Below are 20,390 nucleotides of genomic sequence, written 5' to 3'. Positions count from 1 at the left end.
TTGTTCGACCGTGGACCGGCTCAGTGCCCGTCCACCAGGCTCGTGAAACTCGGGAAGGCGTCCTCGGCGGACAGCTCCTGGACAATCGTCTTCATCACCTGCGGCTCCGGGTTCTGGATGAACAGGTGGCCGCCGGGCACGGTCGCGAGCGAGAATCCGCCGCTGGTCAACTTGCCCCACCCCTGCAGCTGGTCCAGATCGAACACCGGATCATCGGCGCCGCGCAGCACCGAGATCGGCGCGCGCAGGGTGTAACCGTTCTCGAATCGGTAGTCGCCCAACATCTTCAGATCGGCCCGGATCGACGGCATCCAGTGCAGGATCGAGGTCTCGTCCGCCACCGGGATATCGAGCAGCCGGTTGTCCCGCAGCACCGCGAGCACCCGGCTGTCGGATTCGCTGTCCAGATCGAAGCCGTCGCGGATATGGGTCAGGTTCCGCACATAATTCTCGACCGCGGTCGGAGCGGGCCAGCCGCCGATGACGAGTTTCATCGGCACCTCGTTGTAATGCTGTTCGAGGTACTTGGTGAGCTCGTAGGCGAGCAGCCCGCCCATGCTGTGCCCGTAGACCACGAACGTCCGGTCCAGGTGCGGCAGCATGGCTTCGGCCAGTTCGGCGACGAATTCCGGCATCGAGTCGACCGGGATATCGCCGAGTCGCTCCTCCCGGCCCGGGAATTGGATTCCCACCACCTCGACCGAGTCCGGCAGGTAGCCGGGCCACGGGGTGAACACCGAGGCGCCACCGCCGACGAACGGCAGCGCGAACAGCCGCATCGAGGCGGTATTGGAGCGGCCGATCACCGTGCGGATCCAGCGCTCCGGACCGGTGGCCTCGCCCGCCGATGCCGGTGTGGCGCCGGTGATTTCACCGGAGACGTGCGCGAGCACCTCGCCGGCGAGCTCGACGATCGACGGGCCGCGCATCAGGCCCATGGTCGGGAAGTCGATCTCCAGATGCTTGGCGAGCATATTCCGGATCTGGCCCGCCATCAGCGAGTCCATGCCCAGATCGGTCAGCCCGACATCCTGGGCGAGGCGGTCGGCCGGCATATCGAAGATCCGCGAGATCTGTTGTGCCAGTGCGGTTACCAACCGTGGCAGGCGCTCGTCGTCGGGCAGCTCGGACAGTTCGGCGCGCAGTCCCTCGGTGCCGAACGCCGTCGCGGCGCCGGTGGTGTCCTGGACCGCGAGGTGGGCCAGGCGCGGCGAGCTCCGCACGATCGGCATGACCTGATTCATCTTCGTCCAGTTCACGCCGAACACGCTCGCGCGGCTGACGCCCTGCACCAGGCAGCGGCCGATGAAATCGAGGGCGAGGTCGGGTGCGATCGGCGTCCATCCCAGCCAGGACAGCGTGTCGAGCTTGGTGCGCGCCACGAACCCGACCTCGCCGATGGCGCCCCAGTTCACCGTCAGGGCGGGCAGGCCGAGCTGGTGGCGGTGCACGGCCAGGGCGTCCAGGAACCCGTTCGCCGCAGCGTAATTGGACTGCCCCGGGGTACCGACGTTCCAGCTCATCGAGGAGAACATCACGAATGCGTCCAGCTCGAGCTCGCGGGTGAGATTGTGCAGATGCCAGGCGCCGTCGACCTTCGGCCGCACCGTCCGCAGGAACTGCTCCTCGCTCATCGTGGCCAGCGGGCCGTCCGCGATGACCATGGCGGCGTGGTAGATACCGCGCAGCGGCGGCAGCGCGGAGATCCGCTCCAGCAGATCCCGCACCTCGGCCTCGATCGAGACGTCGGCGCGTTCGAGCACCACCTCGACGCCCTCGGCGCGCAGTGCCGCGATCGGCTGTTCGTTCTCGGCGTCGATCTGCGCCCGGCGGCCGACCAGCACGATGGTGCGAGCGCCCTTGCCCGCCAGCCACTGTGCGGTCCGCAGGCCGAAGCCGGTGTAGCCGCCGGTGATCAGGTAGGTGCCGTCGGGATCGAAGGTCTCCGCACCGTTCTCGGCCGGATAGACCAAAACCTCCGCACCGGAATCGAATTCGACGACGACCTTGCCGATCTGCTTGGCGCCTGCCATGTACCGGAAGGCCGAAGCCACCTCCGCGGCGCCGAAATCGGTATGCGGCAGCGCCGGCAGCGTGCCCGCGCTCACCTGATCGAGCACCTGGGTCATGGCCTCGCGGCAGCGGGCCGGGACCTCGCGCAGCATGCGGTCGATATCGACCGCCGAGTAGCTCAGGTTGTTGCCGAACGGCTTCAACCCCAGCTGGTAATTGTCGTAGATGTCCTTCTTACCGATCTCGATGAACCGGCCGTGCGGGCGCAGCAGCTCGAGACTCTTCGGAATGGTCTCGCCCTGAAGGGAATTCAGCACGATATCGACGCCGTCGTAGCGCTGCCGAATCTCGTCCGCGAAGGCCAGGGAACGGGAATCGAAGACCTCCTCCACCCCCAGGGAGCGCAGGTAGTCCCGCTTCTCCGGGCTGCCGGCGGTAGCGAGAACCGTTGCGCCGAACCGTTGTGCGATGTGCACCGCGGCCAGGCCGACACCGCCCGCGGCCGCGTGCACCAGCACGCGCTCGCCCGCCCGCAGCCGGCCCACCTCCACCAGCGAGTACCACGCGGTCAGGTAGGCCATCGGCAGCGTCGCGGCCTCGGCGGCCGAGAGTGTGCCGGGCGCCGGGTACACCTGCTGCGCGTCGGTGACCACCCGGGAGCCGAAACAGCCACGGGCGAAGGCGATCACGGCATCACCGACGGCGAGCCCGGTCACCTCGGATCCGAGCTCGGTGACCACACCGGCGCACTCCACACCGAGGTTCTTCTCGTAGAAACCGCCGGAGGTCGCGCCCTCGGACAGCACCCCGAGAGTCAGCATGATGTCGCGGAAGTTCAGACCGGTCGCGGTCGGCCGGATGGCGACATCGTTCGGACCCAGGACCGCCGCGGTCTGCTTCTCGTAGCGAAGTTCGTCGATGCCGGGGTCGGCGGGAACGGTGAGCGCGAACGGGGTTTCGTCCGATATCCGGGTGGGAGCGGCGACCGACGCCTCGAACTCGGCGAGCGAAATATGCTCGAAGCGGTCGACGAAGCGAGTATCGCCGCGGTAGGCGATCTCCTCCTCCGCCGTCCGCACGTGCAGCAGTTCACCGAACAGCTGGGCCGCCCGCGCATCGGCTCCGGCGGCCGGATCGAAGTCGATGATCTTCGCCCGCAGATTGCTGTGCTCGCTGAGCAGCACCCGCAGAATCCCCCAGGCGGGGATCTGCGACGGCGCGGTGAGATCGGCCGGATCCACGACCGGGCCACCGGCCGTGGCCACCCAGAACCGTGGCGCCACAGCCCAATCCAGCTCTTCGACGGCCTGCGCCAGGGCCATCACGCTGTAGGCGCCGTGGCGTTCCACCTGCGGCAGCAGCTCGGTGGTGAGCTCGGCCGCGGCGAAGTCCAGGTTCCACAGGTGCAGCACACCGGCCACGGTTCCGGCGCCCGCGCGCACCTGCTCCAGCACCCGCCGCAGATCGGCATTGCTGGTCGGATTCACCTCGAACCTGCGCTCGCTGATCTGCTCGAACGACTCTCCGCGAGTGACGATCACACTGCCCGCGGCCGCCTCGCCCAGCAGGGCGACATAGTGTTCGGCGACGCCGTCGGCATCGGCGAGCACGACCCAGGGGCCCGGTTCGATCCGCGGCTGATGAGGTTCCAGATCCACCCGCGGCGCCCGCGCGGCGATCACCGAACAGCCGGTCTGCTCCGGGTCTGTCATATCGGAGAAGATCTGGACGTGTTCGAAGCCCAAGGTGGGCAGGAACTCTCGCCACTTCTCCTCGGACAGCAGCGGATAGTCCGGCCGCAGATCGTGGTCGGCGAAGCGCCACCAGCCGTCGGTCATACCGAAGGTGAGATCGACCCAGTGCGGCGGATTGGTCTCCTCGACGACCAGCATCAGCCCGCCCGAGGTGAGCAGCTGCTCGACATTGCCGAGGGTGACACGCAGATTCTCGGTGGCGTGCAGGACATTCGCCGCGACGACGATGTCGAAGTAGTGCGGATCGAAACCCTGTGCAGCAACGTCCTGTTCGATATCGAGGATGCGGTAGTCGACGAAGTCGAACTCGGCGAACCGCCCGCGCGCCTTGTTCAGGAACAGCTGCCCGATATCGGTGAACGCGTACTCCGCGCGATCGGCCGGGAGTTCCTTCAGGATCCAGCCGGTGGTGCCGGCCGTGCCCGCGCCCAGCTCCAGCACCCGGATCGGCCGGTCGCTCGGCAGGGTCCGCACGGCCTGCGAAACCACTTCCGCGACAGTGCGATTGCATCGTTCGAAGGAGAACGAGGTCTCGTAGAGATCGACCACCGATTGGAACTCGGTCTCGGGGAAGATGAGTTCGATCGGATTGACCTCGTCGCGCAGTACGGCGGCCTGTTCGGCGCCGCAGCGTTCCAGCACCGCGTATTCGGCCTCGCATTCGGGGTGCTGTTCGCGCAGCCGGGCGAGCGCGGCCGCGGGGTCGACCCGGTCGGGGACGATGCGTACCGACCAGAGGTCACCGTCCTTGCTCGTAATCCCGTGCCGGGTAAGCAATTCCAGCAGGCGGCCGGTGTAGTCGCGGTACTTCTCGGAGACTCCCAGCTCGCCGATGATGGTATCGAGATCGAATTGCCGGCCCTCGGCGAAGTTCATGCCCAGCCGGAAGAAGGTCTCGGTCACATACGCGATGCAGAGCCGGTTCATCTCCGCTTCGGTGCTCGCGTAGTACTCACGGTTGAGCGACCAGTCGCGCACCTCATCGATGATCGGCTCGACCGCCGCCGCCAGCGCCGCCGCCTCCGGCAGGAAATCGGCGGGCAGCAGCGTCTTCACCCGCACCGGCGCCGGACGCCACTGGTACTCGTAGAGCCACTGCAGCAGGGTGTCGCGATCCTCGGTGGGCTGGGTGATGGATTTGCCCTTGAAGCCCTCGAAGTGGGCCACCAGCGAGCCGTCCTCATTGAGCAGCCACAGATCGCCCTCGCAGTAGACGGGATCGTCGAGAACGTGCGCCTGCCCGTAGCAGTACACGCGCTCACCGGCCTTGGCGTAGAAGCTGAACCGCCCGATATCGAACGGAATGTAGAGCGCCTTGTCCTCGGTGTTCGGATCATTGCCCATGGCGATGGAGAGCGACTGGAAGCACGCGTCGAGCAGCGCCGGGTGGATCAGGTGCCGCGATGCCTCGTCGGCGATGGCCGCCGGAGTGTCGATCCGCCCGAGCGAGCGGAGTTCGCCGTACTTGAGCTGCGTGATCGCCTTGAAGGTCGGGCCCAGCATCAGGCCGTTGTTGCGGAACTTCGCGAAGACCTTCGCGGGATCGAACTCGAGCGGGCAGTGCGCGTCGAGTTCTTCGAACGGCACCGGCAATTCGGTATCGGGCGCACCGCGCCGGGCCGTGCCGGAGGAGTGCAGGACCCAGTCCTTGTCGCCGTCCTGGAGGCTGTAGACCCCGAAGTGCATCGAGGAGCTCAGCACCACCTGGATGAGCGGGGCCGGGCGATCGTCGAAAACGAAGAGCGGACGCCGGAATTCGACATTTTCGATCGAGTACCGGTCCGTGCCGAACACCTCGGTCAGGCAGCCGACGACGAGATCGAGGTGCCCCGCGCCGGGGAACACGATGGGCCCCTGCACGCGATGGTCCTCGAGCCACGGGAACACCGAGGTGTCCATGACCAGTTCCCACACATGCTTGTCCGGCTCGTCGGCGACGGGCGTGCGGGTCCCGACCAGCGGATGCCCCAGCGACGGGAAGCGCTTACCGCGCGACAAAGGCGTTTCCAGCCAATAGGTTTCGCGTTGCCAGGGGTAGAACGGCACCGGCACCCGCTCGGAGCGGCCCGCGAAGACGGTCTCCCACACCGGATCCACACCGGCGACATACAGCTCGCCCAGCGAGGACAGCAGTGTGGCGCGGTCGCTCTGTTTGCGATGCAGCGACGGCACCGCGACGCCCCGCACCGCACGCGCGGCCAGCAGCTCCCCGATGGCGGTCGCGTGGATGGGGTGCGGTCCCAGCTCCACGAAGGTCAGGTGCAGATCCTCGACGAGGCGATCGATGGTGGGCGCGAACCGGACCGGTTCGCGAATATTGCGCCACCAGTACCCGGCATCGAGTCCACCGTCGGGCACCACATCGGTGGTGACGGTCGAATACATCGGAATCGCCGCCGTGCCCGAGGTGATATCGGACAGCGAGGCGAGCAGTTCGTCGTGCAGCGGATCCATGTGGTGGCTGTGGAACGCCACACTCACCGCCAGCATGCGGCAGAAGACGCGGTCCCGCTCGAGCTCGAGCCGAATCTCCTCGAGTGCGTCGGGATCGCCCGCCAGCGCGGTCGATTCGGGGCCGTTGAGCGCCGCGACCTCGACCCGCCCGACGTAACCGGCGATGCGCTGCTCCGCGGCGTGGTACGGCAGGCCGACGGCCAGCATCTTGCCCTTACCGCTGGCCTGCTGCTGTACCCGGCTGCGATGGAAGATGACTCGGACCGCATCCTCGAAAGACAGTGCGCCCGATACACATGCGGCGGCGACCTCGCCGATGCTGTGACCGACGACGGCCGCGGGGGTGACGCCCCAGCTCTGCCAGAGGGCGGCCAAGCCGAGCTGCACCGCGAATACCGCGGGCTGCGCGATGAAGGTCTCGCCGATCCGGCTGTCGGCCTCGTCGCGGCCGAGCTCCTCGAGCACGCTCCAGTCGGCGTGTCTGCGCAGTTCGGTGTCCACGCGCTCGACCACCTCGCGGAAAACCGGGTTCTCGGCGAGCAATTCGCGCGCCATGCCCCACCACTGCGGGCCCTGACCGGAGAACACGAAGACCACACCGGCCGGGCCGGGGGTCTTCGCGCCGGTGCGCAGACCGTCGGGATCGCCCCCTCTGGCCAAGTCGCGCAACGTATCTCGCAGTTCCTCCGCGGACGAGCACACCATGGCCAGCCGCTGATCGTAATGCGAACGCGTGCGCACCTGCGCGGCGGCGATCTCCGGCAGCCGGCCCGCCGTCCCGGGATCGGCGAGGAAGTCGGCGTACTCGCCGGCGTACGCCCGCAGCGCGTCCTTGGTCTTGGCGCTCAGCGCGAACAGGACCGGTTCGTCGGCCGGGTGCTCGGTCGCCGAATCCGCTTGCGGCGCAACGGCCGGTGGACCCTCCAGCACCACATGTGCGTTGGATCCGCCGAAGCCGAACGAGTTCACGCCCGCGAAGCGCGGCCCGGTCGTCGGCCACGGCTGGCGGGTCTGCGCGAGCCGTAGCCCCAGCTCGTCGAATGGAATCGTCGGATTCGGCTGCTCCGCATACAGATTCGCGGGAATCTCACCGTTCTCGACGACCAGGCACGCCTTGATGATGCCGACCATTCCGGCGGCCGACTCGAGGTGGCCGACATTCGACTTCACCGCGCCGACGATGCAGGGCCCCTGACCATTTCGCCCCGCGCCCAGCACCTTGCCGAGGGCGCGCGCCTCGATCGGGTCACCGACGGCGGTTCCCGTGCCGTGGGCCTCGACATATCCGATCTGCGTCGGCGCGATCCCCGCGTCGCGGCAGGCATCGAGGATCATCTGCGCCTGCGCGTCCTCGCTCGGCACCGAGATGCCGGTCGTGCGGCCGTCCTGATTCGTCGCGCTGCCACGCAGTACCGCGTAGATGTGATCGCCGTCCGCGACGGCCGCGGAGACCGGTTTGAGCACGATCGTGCCCGAACCCTCACTGCGGATGTACCCGTCGCCGGTCTTGCTGAACGATTGGCAGCGGCCCTCGGGAGACAGGAAGGTGCCCTGGCTGAACCCGATGGTGGCCTCGGGCAGCAGCAGGGTGCTGACACCGCCGACGATCGCCATGGTCGCCTCACCCGAGCGGATGCTGCGGATGGCCAGGTGAATCGCGACCAGCGAGGACGAACAGGCCGTATCGACCGTCATACTCGGGCCCCGTAGGTCCAGCAGGTACGAAACACGGTTGGCCACAATACAATTCGTCACACCGGTCATGGTGTGACCGCCGATCTGATACCGGTTCTCCGGATTGAGCTGGATGATGCCGTAGTCGTGCCCGGAGACGCCGGCGTAGACGGCCACCTTCTCGCCCGCGATCTGCTCGGGGACGATTCCCGCATCCTGCAGCGCCTCCCAGGTGGTCTCCAGGAACAGTCGCTGCTGGGGGTCGATCCGTGTGGCCTCGGTCGGGGTGATGCCGAAGAAGTGCGCGTCGAACGAGGACACATCGTCGAGATAGCCACCGGTATGCGTGCGCATATGCCCGGGCCGGCCCGCGTCGTGGTCGTAGAAGGCGGCGGCGCTCCACCGATCCTGCGGTACCTCGCGCACCGCGTCCCGCTCCTCGATCAGGAGCCGCCAGAAGTCATTCATATTGCGCACTTGCCCTGGGAACCGGCAGCCGATCCCTACCACCGCAATACCCTCGTGTGCGACCGGCACAGAATCAATCGGGGAGTTGTGGACAGATTTCATCGCATAACCTCGTCTTGTAACCGGACATCGATCGATTGCACGCACAGCGCTGTTATCGCATTCGCTACGACGTCGATATGTCTCCCGGAACACCCATCGGGAAAATCATATTCGGATTATTGAAGCGGAACATCCCCCCGATCGGGTGAGGGAACATCGCCGGGGCGTATCGCCGAATTAATAGCGGGCGCACGACAAAGAAAAGATTCGAATTCGCAGACGGTCGGTTCGAGGGATTTTCCACCGCTTTAATTGAATGGAAACAAACCCAGTATCGCGTGGATTCAGCCTGCCGCTGATCGCGTGGCATGCGCACTGCGGCCGAGCTGGACCGGCATATGTTCATAGCCACGGAAGGTCAGCTGCCGCCGCAGCCGGGGCGGGGCCGCCGAGCGCATATCGGGGAACCGCTCGAACAGCGCGCGCAGCGCGTGACCGGCCTCCATCCGGGCCAGATTGGCGCCGAAGCAGGCGTGCACACCGCTGCTGAAGGCCAAGTGCTGGTTGGCATTCGGACGGGCGACATCGAATCGGTGCGGGTCGTCGAAGACCGCGGGATCACGATTGGCCCCGGCCAGTGACAGCATGATCATGGCGCCCTGCGGCAGCTGGATGCCCTCCAGTTCGAGATCGGTCAGCGCCGAGCGGGCCGTGATGAAGACCGGCGGCTCATAGCGCAGCACCTCCTCGACGGCGTTGGGCCAGAGCTCGGGTTCCGCGCGCAGCCGGTCGAGCTGTTCGGGATGACTCAGCAACAGGGTGACGGCGTGACCGATCAGATTGGCGGTGGTCTCGAAACCGGCGCCGATGATAATGCTGGTATTGGCCTTGAGGGCATAGTGGTCCAGATCGCCGCCGGTGATCATGGCGCTCAGGATGTCCTCGCCCGGCGCGCGGCGCAATCGCTCGATATGCCCGTCGAGGTAGTCGTTGAGCTGCTGCGCGGCTCGCATGGCGCGGTCGTACGCGCGCCAGGAGATGCCGACATCGAGCATCGGTGTCATCTCCTCACCCCAGAACAGGAACTTCTCCTGGTCTTCCGGTGGCAGGCCGAGCATTTCGAAGATGATCGCGATGGGTACGCGGGAGGCGAAGGCCTCGACCATATCGACCGAGCCGTTCGCGGGCATGGCGTCGAGCAATTCCTCGGTGACGGTTTCGACCCGATTGCGCAGTTTCTGGATCGCCCGCGGCGTGAACGCCGAGACCACCGGCCGGCGCATCGCGGTGTGTTCGGGTGGGTTCATCCGCAGCATGGCGGGCGGATCGGCCGGATTGGCCGGCGGCGGCACTCGATTCGCGAATTTCTGCAGTAGTTCCGGGATCTCGATCCTGGCGGAACTGCGTACACCGAACCTGTTGTCCCGCAACACCGTTCGCACCACCGCATGGTCACAGGTCACCCAGGGTAGCGGAGTCTTGACCAGAGTGCCCTGCGCCCGGAGCTTTTCGAGGTACGGATGCGGATCCGCGATCCCCTCCGGTCCCAGCATTCGGGCGAAGGTGTCACCCCGCCGGGACTGGACCCGCAGCACCACCCGTGGGACGCCCTGCAACGACAACCAGCGAAGCCAATACTGCAGTGTCATGAGCGCACCTCCAGTTCCGCCCGAACGGCGGCCACCGCCGCTTCGATGCGACTGGCCACCTCGAGTTTGGTGAGAATCCGGCTGACGTGTTCCTTCACCGTGTCCGGACTCATGTACAACCGCGCGCCCACCTCACGATTGGAGAGTCCGCCGACGATGAGCAGCAGAATCTCGCGTTCCCGCGCCGTCAGGCTCGACAATCGCTGGTGCGCATCGGGATCGGCGAGATACGAGGTGAGCGGCGGACGGGTGGTCGGGGCCGCGGCCACCATGACACCCGAGGCCACCAGCTGCAGCGCACGCAGTACCGCTGGCACACCGAAATCGGCCGCCAGCACCACATCCGCGTGCTCGATCTCGACCCGCGCGGCGCCGCGTTGCACCAGCAGCGCGGCGAGCGGCGGATGCGCCATCGAGCGCAGGCGCCGCACAATGGCGGGCAGTCCGGGCAGCGGCGCCACCGACGCGTCCAGCAGGACGACGTCGGGACGCCACCGCAGGGCCTTGTCCACCACCTCGCGACACGAGGACGTCCCGGCCAGGACCAGGCTGTCGGCCGAGTCCAGCGCCTGCTCGAAATCGTCATGGATGTAAGGGGAATCGGACGCGACCACCAGCGTGTGCCGGGTCGCCGGCGCCGGACAGTACCGCCCGCCGATCGCGCTGTGGCGGCTGAGTGTCCGGCGTCCCAACCCTGTTATTCGAGAATTCTGCATGTCTAAACCGGATGCTCGGTTTTATGAAATAGGCCGGTAACATATTCGCCGACAATCGTACCCATGAAACGCTCCACCCAGCCCAAAGGGCGCATCGACCTCTGATCAGCCAGTCGAACCGATGTCCACACCTTCGGGGAGTGTCACGTAAACGTGCATCGAATATTACGGCCGCTTAACTGAAACAACCGTAAACGCAGTAGGGCCGATCGGCATCCCCCCGATCGGGTGGGTACGCATTCTCGCTATTGCGAAATTTGGAATTCCGCCCGAATGTGCGCCGGACGGCCCGGGTCAGCCGGCCTCCACCGGCTCGCCGATGCCACAGCGCCTGCCGTCCGCGGTCAGCGCCAGCAACTCCAGCAGGACCGCCGCACACAGGTGCGCGGTGATGTCGGCGTGGTCGTAGGGCGGCGAGATCTCCACCAGCGATACCGTCTTCAGATTGGGCGGCCGCATACTGCGCAGCGTGGCCAGCGCAAAGGCCGACGAGGGACCGCCCACCTCCGGCGCCGAGGTGCCCGGCGCGAAAGCGGGGTCGACGAAGTCGATCCCGAACGACAGCGCCGTGGGCCGGTCACCGACCACCGAGGCGATCACGCGCGCCACCCCGGTCGGGCCGAGCACCAGCGCCTCGTCCGTGGTGACGGTCCGCATGCCGAAGCCGCGCCCGCCCTCGCCGTGCGCCGCACCGGTACCCCGCACGCCGATCTGCACGCTGGTGCGCAGATCGATGAGCCCCTCGTCGAGGGCACGCAGGGTGGCGGGTGACTCCGACCGGCCGTGCGCGGCGAACTGCACCAGCGACAGCCGGCCGTGTTGCTTTACCGCCGAACGCAATTCGGCGACGGCGAAGCCGTGGTCGCCGCCGACGAGCACCGGCAGTATCCCGGCCCGGTGCAGCTGATCGATATGCTTCTCGATGAGGTCGAGCGTCTGCGCGTGATAACCCCGGCTGATGTCGATATCACCGCCGTCCACCACGGTGACGGTCTCGCTCACCACCAGATTCCGTACCCGGCCGTCGTAATCGACATACGCACTCGCCGAGCGCACCGCATCCGGCCCGAAGCGGGCACCGCCGCGATACCCCGCCATACCGTCGACCGGAACACCCAGGATCATCACATCGGCGCCACCCCCGACGGGCACCTGCCGAATTTCCCTGTACGGCAACCGGAAAAAGGTTCTGGGACCACTGCTGAGCCCAAAATTCGCTTGCCCGAGCATGTTTGACACCCCTCAGCACTCGAGGCCGAAGTGGTACCCACTGATCGGTCTCAAATTCGGACCAGACACTAACAGCTCCGATCTCGATACGAAACCGATCGATACGATGGCCTCGTGCGATACGAAGAGCTCGAGAGCTTTCCCTGTTCCATCACACGACCGCTGGTGATACTCGGTGACCGCTGGACGCTGTTGATCCTCCGGGCCGCCCTCAACGGCGTTCGCCGCTTCAACGCTTTTCAGACCGAACTCGGAATCTCGCGCAGCCGCCTGCAGGATCGGCTCGACCGGCTGATGGAGCATGACATCCTGACCAAACAAAAGCAGGAACACGGCGCCTACGAGGAGTACCGGCTGACCCAGAAGGGCCTGGAAATCCTGCCGATACTCATGGCCTTCCGCGAATGGGGCGACCGCTACATGGCGCCGGACGGGCCGCCGATGTATTTCAACCATCGCGATTGCACCGGCCAGGCGCACACCACGCTGATCTGCGACGCCTGCGGCACCCCGCTCACCGAACGGGATATCACTCCCGTCCCCGGCCCCGGCATGACCGCGCGGGCGTCGTAACTCGTTGTAGCGCTTGACATTACGCGCTCCCACCGGGCGTGTCCAACGCAGCGCGGCGTCAGTATCCGAACTCCGCGCGCACCGCGACCACAGCCGCCTCCAGCCGGCTGGCCACCTCGAGCTTGCCCAGAATTCGGCTCACATGCTCCTTGACGGTGTCCGGGCTGATGCGCAATCGGGAACCGACCTCCCTGTTCGACAGGCCGTCGGTGATCAGCAGCAGGATCTCCCGCTCCCGGCTGGTCAAAGCCGAAACAAGTTCCCGCGCAGCGCAATACGCGACGATGTCAGCTTCCCGCGGACCGCCACACTGCGAGCCCACGGACACCACCGCACCGGACACCAGCACCCGCAACGCCTCGAAGATCGCCGCGATACCGAACTCCGCGGAGAGCACCGCGTCCAGTTCGTCGACATCCTCGTCCCGCGCGGTCTCGCCGAGCAGGAGAGTGATCTTTGACAGCTGGTCCAGCTCGCGCAGCCGGCGCACCGTCCCCGTCCAGCCGACCGCGGGCTCCACCGATCCGTCCAGCACGATCACGTCCGGCCGCAGTCGCTCACAGCAGTGCAGCACCTCGCGCCAGCTGCACGTGCCCGCCAGATCGAATTGCGCGTCGGTTGCGATCGCCTCCTCGAATTCCGTTCGCGCGAAAGGGGAATCGGATACCACCACAAGGCGGCTCGGCCGTAATACGATGGGGTGAGGTGAATCCGGGAACGCATCCGATACCGATCGGGGCGACTCGATCGTGGTTCGTCCGATGGCTCCGTACAACTCCGACTCGATGGACACGGGTCAACCCCCAATGTTAATCAGTCTCGTTCCAAGACCAAAACTACCAACGTTCGGTTTAACCGGACACCACAGCAGGGTGACTTCTGTCACTGAATACGATGACCGGCGCTTCCCGGTTCACCGACCCGCCGTCGCCGGGGCGACGCCGCCGGTCAGCGCGGTAATTCCCTGGGGGTCAACAGGATTCGGGCGCCATGGGCAGCCGGGTAGGCGCGGCCCGCCGCTCGGCAGCGACCATCGCCAGCAGTTCGAAGATCACCGCGACACCGAGGTGCGCGGTGATGTCGGCGGTGTCGTACGGCGGCGAGATCTCGACCAGCGAGATGGTCCGGACATTGGCGAGCTCGAGCCGGCGCAGCAGCCGCAGCGCGAAGGCCGAGGACGGGCCACCGACCTCGGGCGTCCCGGTCCCGGGCGCGTTCGCCGGGTCCACGAAGTCGATATCGAAGGTGATCGCGACCGGATTGCTCCCGACCTCGCCGGTAATGACGCGTGCGAGTTCGTCGCAGCCGAGGGCGATCGCGTCATCGCTGGTGATCGTGGTGAACCCGAGGTCATCGGCGACCAGGTCCGCCCGCGGCACACTGCCCCGCATGCCGATCTGGATGCTCGACGTGGGATCGATCAGCCCCTCCTCGACCGCGCGCCGGTACACCGTGCCGTGCAAGTGCTCGACCCCGAAGTAGTCATCGAGCACATCCCGATGCGCATCGAACTGAACGAGCGAGAGTGGACCGTAATACCGCGCGGCGGACCGCAGTTCGGCAATCGCCAGACTGTGATCACCGCCGATGAGCACCGGCAGGGCACCGAGCGCGTGGACCGCGTCGACGCCGCGCTCGATCAGTTCGAGGGTCTGCTCGTGATATCCCGGCACCACCTGGATATCGCCGCCGTCGACCACCCTCAGCACATCATCGATGACCAGCGCGCGCTCGCGGCTGCCGAGCCGCGCCAGCGTGCTCGCGGAGCGGACCGCCTCTGGTCCGAAGCGCGCGCCGCTGCGATAGCCGGTGGCGCCGTCGATCGGCACCCCCAGCAGGACGGCGTCGACGGCCCCGAATTCGGTGATCTCACCCAACGGCACATGGGGCAGCCGGAAGAAACTGCGCGGGCCGGAGATCGATCGGGACACCGCCCGACTTTCGGTGAATTCAGTCATCGACGGCATCGCCGAGATGCCCGATATTCGCGAACAACCGTAATTGCCAGGCATATTCATCGAACTCGTCGCCGGTTCCCACTTAGGGTGCACCCCCAACTGCCTGCCGCGTGAATGACCGTGACCACTGCCATGTCGAAGTTTGCGACAACCCCGAGGACTCCGCATCCCCCCAGTCGGGTGGATTCGAATAGCGTTGCATTGCAAGGCTTCTCGGCCGTGCTAAATTCGATCCCTATCGAGAATTGGTTGTTCGAAAAGGCCGGTGAGATAACCGCAACGGACACGCACTCGCCCCCCTGTCTCCCCCAGCTCGATCGGACGTCATATGAAAGCGACTGCGGCACAACAGGAAATCACCGAACCGGCCGGCCCGGAGCCGGGGCGCCGCACGCGTGGCAACGGTGCCTCCTACGAGCATCCGGCGGCGTTCCGGATCGGGGTCGGCATCACCACCATCGGTGTACTGCTTCAACTTCCGATGTTCTACTCGGCCCGGGACATGCACTACCAACTCGCCGGAATGCCACTCACCCACGAGATGACGATCGGCATGGCCCTGATCCTGCTCGGCATCGCCTGCACGTTCTACAGCCTGTTCCCACGCCGAAAACTCACCGGCACATCACAGCGGATCAGCATTACACCGCTCGACGACGCACCGATCACGTCGGCTCACATCGCGTTGCTCGCCGTCATCGCCGTCGCGATCACCATCGATGTGATGAAACCGGTCGCCTTCGCCTTCCTGACACCCGGCGCCGCAAACGAATACGGCCTGCGCGGACCGTTGCATCCGCACGCGGACGCCTGGCCGGTCGGTCTCTACCCGCTCGCGGGCATCGGCGGCACCATGATCGGCTCATTCCTGTGGGGATGGCTGGGCGATCGGATCGGTCGGCGCGCCTCCATCCTGCTCAGCGCGGTCATCTTCATCGCCACCTCCTGCTGCGGCACCATGCCCGAGTTCTGGATGAACCTGGTCACCTGTTTCGTCATGGGGCTCGGTGTCGGCGGCATGCTGCCGATCACCTTCACCCTGCTGTCCGAGACCGTGCCGCGCCGACACCGCGGCTGGATGATGGTGCTCATCGGCAGCGATATCGCCGGCGCCTACATCATCGTCAGCTGGCTCTCCGCGACCTGGGCCTCGCCCGAACACTTCGGCTGGCGACTGCTGTGGCTCATCGGATTACCCACCGGCCTGATCCTGCTGCTGCTCAACCGCTGGATCCCCGAATCGCCACGATTCCTGCTCCAGCAGGGCCGAATTCACGAAGCCCATGCGGTCATGCGCCGCTACGGCGCACACATCGTGGAGACCGAATCGGAGCCCGCGGTCGAACAGGATCCGCACGGTGGATCGACCCGACTGTTCACCCGTGCATTCCTGGGCCTGTCCGCGGCGGTCGTGCTGCTGGCGGTGAGCATCGGCACCACCCAGTACGGCTTCCAGCAATGGATGCCCTCGAATCTGCAACGACTCGGCTTTTCCGAGACCAACGCCAGCACGCTGCTGCGCAATGCCGCCATCCTCGGGTTCCCGTTCAGCGTCCCGGTCGCCTTGCTGTACGGATTCTGGAGCAGCAAGAAGACCGTGATCCTGGTCAGTGCCGTCATGAGCGCCGCTCTCGCCGCGTTCGCGATACTCGGCGACCACGTCGTCGACAATCGCGCCCTGCTGTACGTCCTGCTCGTAATTCCGGTGTGGGGCATCAGCATTCTGAACTCGGTCCTGGCCGCCTACACCGCCGAGGTCTACCCCACCGTCATCCGCGCCCGCGGCAGCGGACTCTCCGCCGGCGCGACAAAAGCCGGCGGCGTGTTCATCCTCGCCACCGTCGTCATGGCGATCGCCGCGCCCTCGGTACGAGCCACCGCCGCCCTCGGAGTCATTCCCCTGACACTGGCCATAGTGGCTCTCATCGCGTTCGGCCCGGAAACCCGGCACAGGCAACTCGAAAGTATCGGCAGCTCTCGGCCGACCAGGTTGACGACCAAGTAGTTAGGTGCCATACTAGTTTCGTGACGACGGAGCAACAAGCCCCAACCCTGGCACAGGCGCGATCACAGCTTCGCCGCTACGGCCTGGAATCGGAGATCGACCCCCAGGCGGTGCTCGTCGCGGTCCGACTGCTGGCCGCCGGAGCGAAACTGGGCCAGGCGACCGAGACGCACTTCGCGCGCTTCGGGCTGTCCACCGGACGTTATCGATTGCTGGCAGACCTCGAGGACGCGGGCGGCGAGAAGTCGCCGTCACAACTGGCAAGCGGGCTAGGGGTAACGCGCGCAACGGTAACCGGCCTGATCGACGGCCTGGAACAGCAGGGGCTGGTATGTCGGCGCGCGTCCGCCGAGGATGGTCGCGCCGTAGTCGTGGTACTCACCGCGCGCGGCGCACAGCAGCTTCGCGATATGGCACCCGGGCACTTCAGCCGACTGCAGTCGATGGTCGGCACGCTGACTCGCGCGGAACGTACCACCTTCCTCGAACTACTCGAACGCGTCGACAAGGGCATGGACGCACTACTGACGGACTGACCGGCCGATCACCCGCCGGAATTCACTACGCCCGTATAGTTAGGAACCTAATCACATGGACGCGACGACGGTCGCGCCGTACCGCTTCGTGGTATGGCGCGAGGTCCTGTTCGCCTATCTGGCTCCGGCGGTCTGCGCCGGCGCGAGCGGTCTGGTCACCGGACAGCCGGATCTACTGCGGGCCGCGCCGACCTCGATCGCGGGCACCTCCGCGTTCGTCGCCCTGCTGCTCGGAATATGGCTACGGCACAAGGGAATCCGGCCTCGATCGCCGAGTCCGATTCGATCCGCCGTACTCGCGGCCGGGTCCGGCATCGGCGCGGCCGCACTCGCCGCACTGACCGCGCAAATCCTCACTGCCACAACAGAGTTACCCGAGCGCATCCGCATCGACTTCCCGATCGCGGCCGCACTGGCGGGCGCCGTCATCACTTGGCGGTGGTGCACGATCCAACGAAAGGCCTCGAAATGATCGTCGTCATGGGAGCCACCGGCGCGACCGGCAGCGCACTCCTGACCCGCCTGATCGACCTCGGAATGCCATGCAGGGCGGTGAGCCGGAACCCGGATCGGCTGCGCGCCACCGCACCGGCGAACACCGAGATCCGGTACGCCGATGCGACGGATCCTGCATCGCTGCGCGCCGCGTTCCAGGGCGCCACCCAACTCTTCCTCACCATGACCAACGGCCCGGCCCAGGTCGAACTCGAAACCCGCGCAATCGAAACCGCGGTGGAGTGCGGTATCGAGCACGTGGTCAAACTCTCGGCCCCCACCGCGGCGCCGGACTCACCGGTTGCCATCGCGCGCTGGCACCACTCGATCGAACAGGTACTGCGCGCCAACGGCATCACGCATACGCTGTTGCGCCCCTACGCATTCATGCAGAAGCTGCCGCTGCTCGGTCCCGGGGTGGCCGGGGGCGTCATCGTGGGAACCATGGGTACGGCCGCGTGCAACTACATCGACTGCCGCGATATCGCCGACGTCGCCGCCGCGGCCTGCACCCGAAGTGAAATCGCCGGAGGCACATACACTCTCACCGGCTCACGGACCTACAGCTACCCACAGCTTGCGACCCTGCTGAGCGCGATGCTGGAAACACCGATCCGCTATATCGATCTACCGCCCGCGGAGTTCCGCGAATACCTCATCACCCGATCCGGCATGCCGGACTGGCTGGCCGATCACGTCACGGAAATTCAGCGGCTGGCCATCACCCGACCGGAACACCCGAATGACACGGTCGCCGGCATTCTCGGCAGACCTCCACGGACGATGGAGTCCTACCTGCTCGAGAACCTCGAGGCATTCCGGAAGAGCTAGGCATCGATGCGGTCGGGCCCTACCGGACGACGCAGCCCCGTCGCACCGGGAGACCACGGTCCGCGAGCGCGGCCAGCATGGCCTGCCCGCGATGTGCGCCGACCGCCGAGGAGGTGCCCGCCGGCGCCGGAACATAGGTCGCCGCACCGACTATGGACTCGGCAACGAGAGACCAGAAGCGGCGCACACCCAGTCCGGCGCAGCGCAGCATGGCTTCCTGCACCAGCAGCAACGACGATTCGCAGCGGTGGGCGAGCCAGACATACAGCGCGGGTTCACAAGGCAGCGCGACCACACCGGGTTCACCGGTCAGGCGATCGCCGTCCACGACGCGAATTGTGGTGTCCGCCAAGCCCGCCCAGTCGATGCCGCCGTCATTGTCGTTGTGCAGCCACAGATTCTCCAGGCCGGGATCCCAGGCGCGGCCCTCGGCGACGAGTATGGCCATCACGCGGCCGATGACCGCGTGGATGAGAGCGGTGGCCACGACTTCGGCGGCGATTTCGGGGTTGCTCATCTCGGCGGCGTGGCGGCGGTACATCAGCTCGATACGGCCCCCGCGAATGCCGTCGGCCAGCGGCCACCAGCGCCGTCTGCCCTGTTCGTGCATGGCGGCGACGGCATACACGCGCGGGTGGTCGGGCTGCAGGGCACGCAGCCGGGCGCCGGCGCTGTCGAAGGCGATCCTGGAATCGCGAGGCGGGCACACGGTTACGGGTTCGAGCATTCGAACCTCCTCAATCATCGGTATTCCGGCCACTGTGAACGCAACGAGAACGAAAGATAGGTTAGGCTTACCAAGCTAGTGAGAGCAATCGATACAACAGGAGTAGTTCGTCACCGTGCCCGCCGTAGTCACCAGCAGACGGCGACGTCTGTCCGGACTCCTCCTTCTCACCGTTCTGCTGGGGTGCGCCACGCTCGCGAGCATCGCGCTCGGCTCACGAGCGATACCGCTCCCCGCGGTATTCGACGCGGTGACCTGTCCGGCCGGGTTTCCGCTCTCCTGCCCCGCCGACGGATCCGCCGCACAGGTCGTGCGCGAATTACGCCTGCCCCGAACCGGACTCGCGCTCGTCACGGGTCTGGCACTCGGAATGGCCGGCGCGCTCATCCAGGGCTATACCCGAAATCCCCTCGCTGACGCGGGACTCCTCGGAATCAATGCCGGGGCCGCGTTCCTGGCGGCATTGAGCATCCACCTGTTCGCGCTCACCGCGACGACGCAATACATCTGGTTCGCGTTCGCGGGCGCGCTGATCGCGGGCATCGTGGTATTCGGCGTGTCCTCGATCGGCGGCGGTAAGGCCAGTCCGCTGAGCCTGGTGCTCGCGGGCGCGGCCGTCACCGCGTTTCTCCAGGCCATGACCAATATCGTTGTGCTGCTGGATCAGAACGCACTGAATACGGTGCGCTATTGGGTGGTCGGCGATATCGCCGGGCATGACGCGGCGGTCTTCTGGCAGGTACTGCCGTTCCTCGCTGTAGGCACGGCCTCGGCGCTGGCCGCCGCACCCGGCCTCAACCTGCTCGGACTCGGCGACGATGTGGCCCGCGGGCTGGGCGTGAACATCGCACGCAGCCGGGCATTGGGACTGGCCGCGGTAGTGCTGCTCGCGGGTGCCGCCACCGCCGCCGTCGGCCCGCTCGCCTTCCTCGGGCTGATCGTTCCGCATCTCGCCCGCTCCATTACCGGCCCGGATTACCGCTGGCTGCTGCCCTATTCGGGATTGCTCGGCGCGATCACCCTGCTGATCGCCGACACCGCGGGCAGACTGGTCGCCCGGCCGGGCGAAATCCAGGCCGGAATCACTCTCGCCGCGCTCGGCGCGCCGTTCTTCATTCTGTTGGTACGCCGCCGAAAGCTGGTGAGCCTGTGAGCATTCCCACGCGCCTGGACGGCACACCCGCTCCCGGAACACCGGAAACGGCGGCTGATCGCGCCACCACCGCGAATATCTTGCCCGGGCAGCACGAACCGGCGGCCGATGA

The 20,390-nt window shown here is 66.4% G+C and carries 13 protein-coding genes; 6 read left to right on the top strand and 7 right to left on the bottom strand.

All coding sequences use genetic code 11. The annotated features are described in order from the left end of the window. Positions 1-20 precede the first annotated feature (20 nt). From GFY24_RS13180 to GFY24_RS13165, 4 genes are all read right to left on the bottom strand, one after another. Positions 21-8,465: a type I polyketide synthase gene (locus GFY24_RS13180; protein WP_153805317.1), complete on the bottom strand. Its 8,445-nt coding sequence runs from the start codon at positions 8,463-8,465 to the stop codon at positions 21-23. Positions 8,466-8,749: 284 nt separating this feature from the next. Beyond that, positions 8,750-10,054: a cytochrome P450 gene (locus GFY24_RS13175; RefSeq protein ID WP_153805316.1), complete on the bottom strand. Its 1,305-nt coding sequence runs from the start codon at positions 10,052-10,054 to the stop codon at positions 8,750-8,752. Continuing rightward, entirely contained in the window at positions 10,051-10,746 is a 696-nt protein-coding gene (locus tag GFY24_RS13170; RefSeq protein WP_194852849.1) for a response regulator transcription factor, read from the bottom strand. The genes GFY24_RS13175 and GFY24_RS13170 overlap by 4 nt, the downstream gene beginning before the upstream one ends. A gap of 318 nt (positions 10,747-11,064) precedes the next feature. Beyond that, the gene (locus tag GFY24_RS13165; protein WP_194852848.1) at positions 11,065-11,922 is read right to left on the bottom strand and encodes an arginase family protein; all 858 of its coding nucleotides are present in this window, start codon (positions 11,920-11,922) and stop codon (positions 11,065-11,067) included. 192 nt (positions 11,923-12,114) lie between these two features. On the opposite strand from GFY24_RS13165, the gene GFY24_RS13160 reads away from it, so the two are divergent. Further along, positions 12,115-12,573, top strand: a complete 459-nt coding sequence (locus GFY24_RS13160) for a helix-turn-helix domain-containing protein (RefSeq protein ID WP_309230801.1) — start codon at positions 12,115-12,117, stop codon at positions 12,571-12,573. A 58-nt stretch (positions 12,574-12,631) separates the two neighbouring features. On the opposite strand, the gene GFY24_RS43325 is transcribed toward GFY24_RS13160, so the two are convergent. Further along, positions 12,632-13,243, bottom strand: a complete 612-nt coding sequence (locus GFY24_RS43325; protein WP_153805313.1) for a response regulator transcription factor — start codon at positions 13,241-13,243, stop codon at positions 12,632-12,634. Between the two features lie 301 nt (positions 13,244-13,544). Next, the gene (locus tag GFY24_RS13150; protein ID WP_228566265.1) at positions 13,545-14,531 is read right to left on the bottom strand and encodes an arginase family protein; all 987 of its coding nucleotides are present in this window, start codon (positions 14,529-14,531) and stop codon (positions 13,545-13,547) included. Positions 14,532-14,859: 328 nt separating this feature from the next. On the opposite strand from GFY24_RS13150, the gene GFY24_RS13145 reads away from it, so the two are divergent. From GFY24_RS13145 to GFY24_RS13130, 4 genes are read left to right on the top strand one after another with little or no spacing between them, the layout of a single operon-like run. Continuing rightward, complete coding sequence (locus GFY24_RS13145; RefSeq protein ID WP_153805311.1) at positions 14,860-16,536, top strand: MFS transporter; 1,677 nt, start codon at positions 14,860-14,862, stop codon at positions 16,534-16,536. A gap of 20 nt (positions 16,537-16,556) precedes the next feature. Further along, positions 16,557-17,072 carry a MarR family transcriptional regulator gene (locus GFY24_RS13140; RefSeq protein WP_309230800.1) on the top strand — a complete coding sequence of 172 codons (516 nt, stop codon included), beginning with the start codon at positions 16,557-16,559 and terminating at the stop codon, positions 17,070-17,072. 55 nt (positions 17,073-17,127) lie between these two features. Continuing rightward, complete coding sequence (locus GFY24_RS13135; RefSeq protein ID WP_153805310.1) at positions 17,128-17,544, top strand: hypothetical protein; 417 nt, start codon at positions 17,128-17,130, stop codon at positions 17,542-17,544. Further along, positions 17,541-18,398 carry an NAD(P)H-binding protein gene (locus tag GFY24_RS13130; RefSeq protein WP_153805309.1) on the top strand — a complete coding sequence of 286 codons (858 nt, stop codon included), beginning with the start codon at positions 17,541-17,543 and terminating at the stop codon, positions 18,396-18,398. Before GFY24_RS13135 ends, GFY24_RS13130 begins: the two co-directional genes overlap by 4 nt. A gap of 19 nt (positions 18,399-18,417) precedes the next feature. Here the strand turns inward: GFY24_RS13130 and GFY24_RS13125 are convergent, their stop codons facing one another. Continuing rightward, complete coding sequence (locus GFY24_RS13125) at positions 18,418-19,125, bottom strand: hypothetical protein (protein ID WP_153805308.1); 708 nt, start codon at positions 19,123-19,125, stop codon at positions 18,418-18,420. A 115-nt stretch (positions 19,126-19,240) separates the two neighbouring features. On the opposite strand from GFY24_RS13125, the gene GFY24_RS13120 reads away from it, so the two are divergent. Continuing rightward, positions 19,241-20,278 carry an iron ABC transporter permease gene (locus GFY24_RS13120; RefSeq protein WP_309230799.1) on the top strand — a complete coding sequence of 346 codons (1,038 nt, stop codon included), beginning with the start codon at positions 19,241-19,243 and terminating at the stop codon, positions 20,276-20,278. Positions 20,279-20,390: the final 112 nt, after the last annotated feature.

The organism is Nocardia sp. SYP-A9097, assembly GCF_009649815.1.
Taxonomy (GTDB): Bacteria; Actinomycetota; Actinomycetes; order Mycobacteriales; family Mycobacteriaceae; genus Nocardia.
The sequence above is the reverse complement of the archived record's forward strand: the minus strand, read 5'-3'. Positions and strand labels throughout refer to the sequence as shown.

What these genes read in the sequence shown, in the direction of transcription:
- GFY24_RS13145 (WP_153805311.1), top strand. Translation starts at nt 14,860, where the DNA reads ATGAAAGCGACTGCGGCACAACAGGAAATCACCGAACCGGCCGGCCCG.
- GFY24_RS13125 (WP_153805308.1), bottom strand. Translation starts at nt 19,125, where the DNA reads ATGCTCGAACCCGTAACCGTGTGCCCGCCTCGCGATTCCAGGATCGCC.
- GFY24_RS13175 (WP_153805316.1), bottom strand. Translation starts at nt 10,054, where the DNA reads ATGACACTGCAGTATTGGCTTCGCTGGTTGTCGTTGCAGGGCGTCCCA.
- GFY24_RS13130 (WP_153805309.1), top strand. Translation starts at nt 17,541, where the DNA reads ATGATCGTCGTCATGGGAGCCACCGGCGCGACCGGCAGCGCACTCCTG.
- GFY24_RS13180 (WP_153805317.1), bottom strand. Translation starts at nt 8,465, where the DNA reads ATGAAATCTGTCCACAACTCCCCGATTGATTCTGTGCCGGTCGCACAC.
- GFY24_RS13135 (WP_153805310.1), top strand. Translation starts at nt 17,128, where the DNA reads ATGGACGCGACGACGGTCGCGCCGTACCGCTTCGTGGTATGGCGCGAG.
- GFY24_RS13150 (WP_228566265.1), bottom strand. Translation starts at nt 14,531, where the DNA reads ATGACTGAATTCACCGAAAGTCGGGCGGTGTCCCGATCGATCTCCGGC.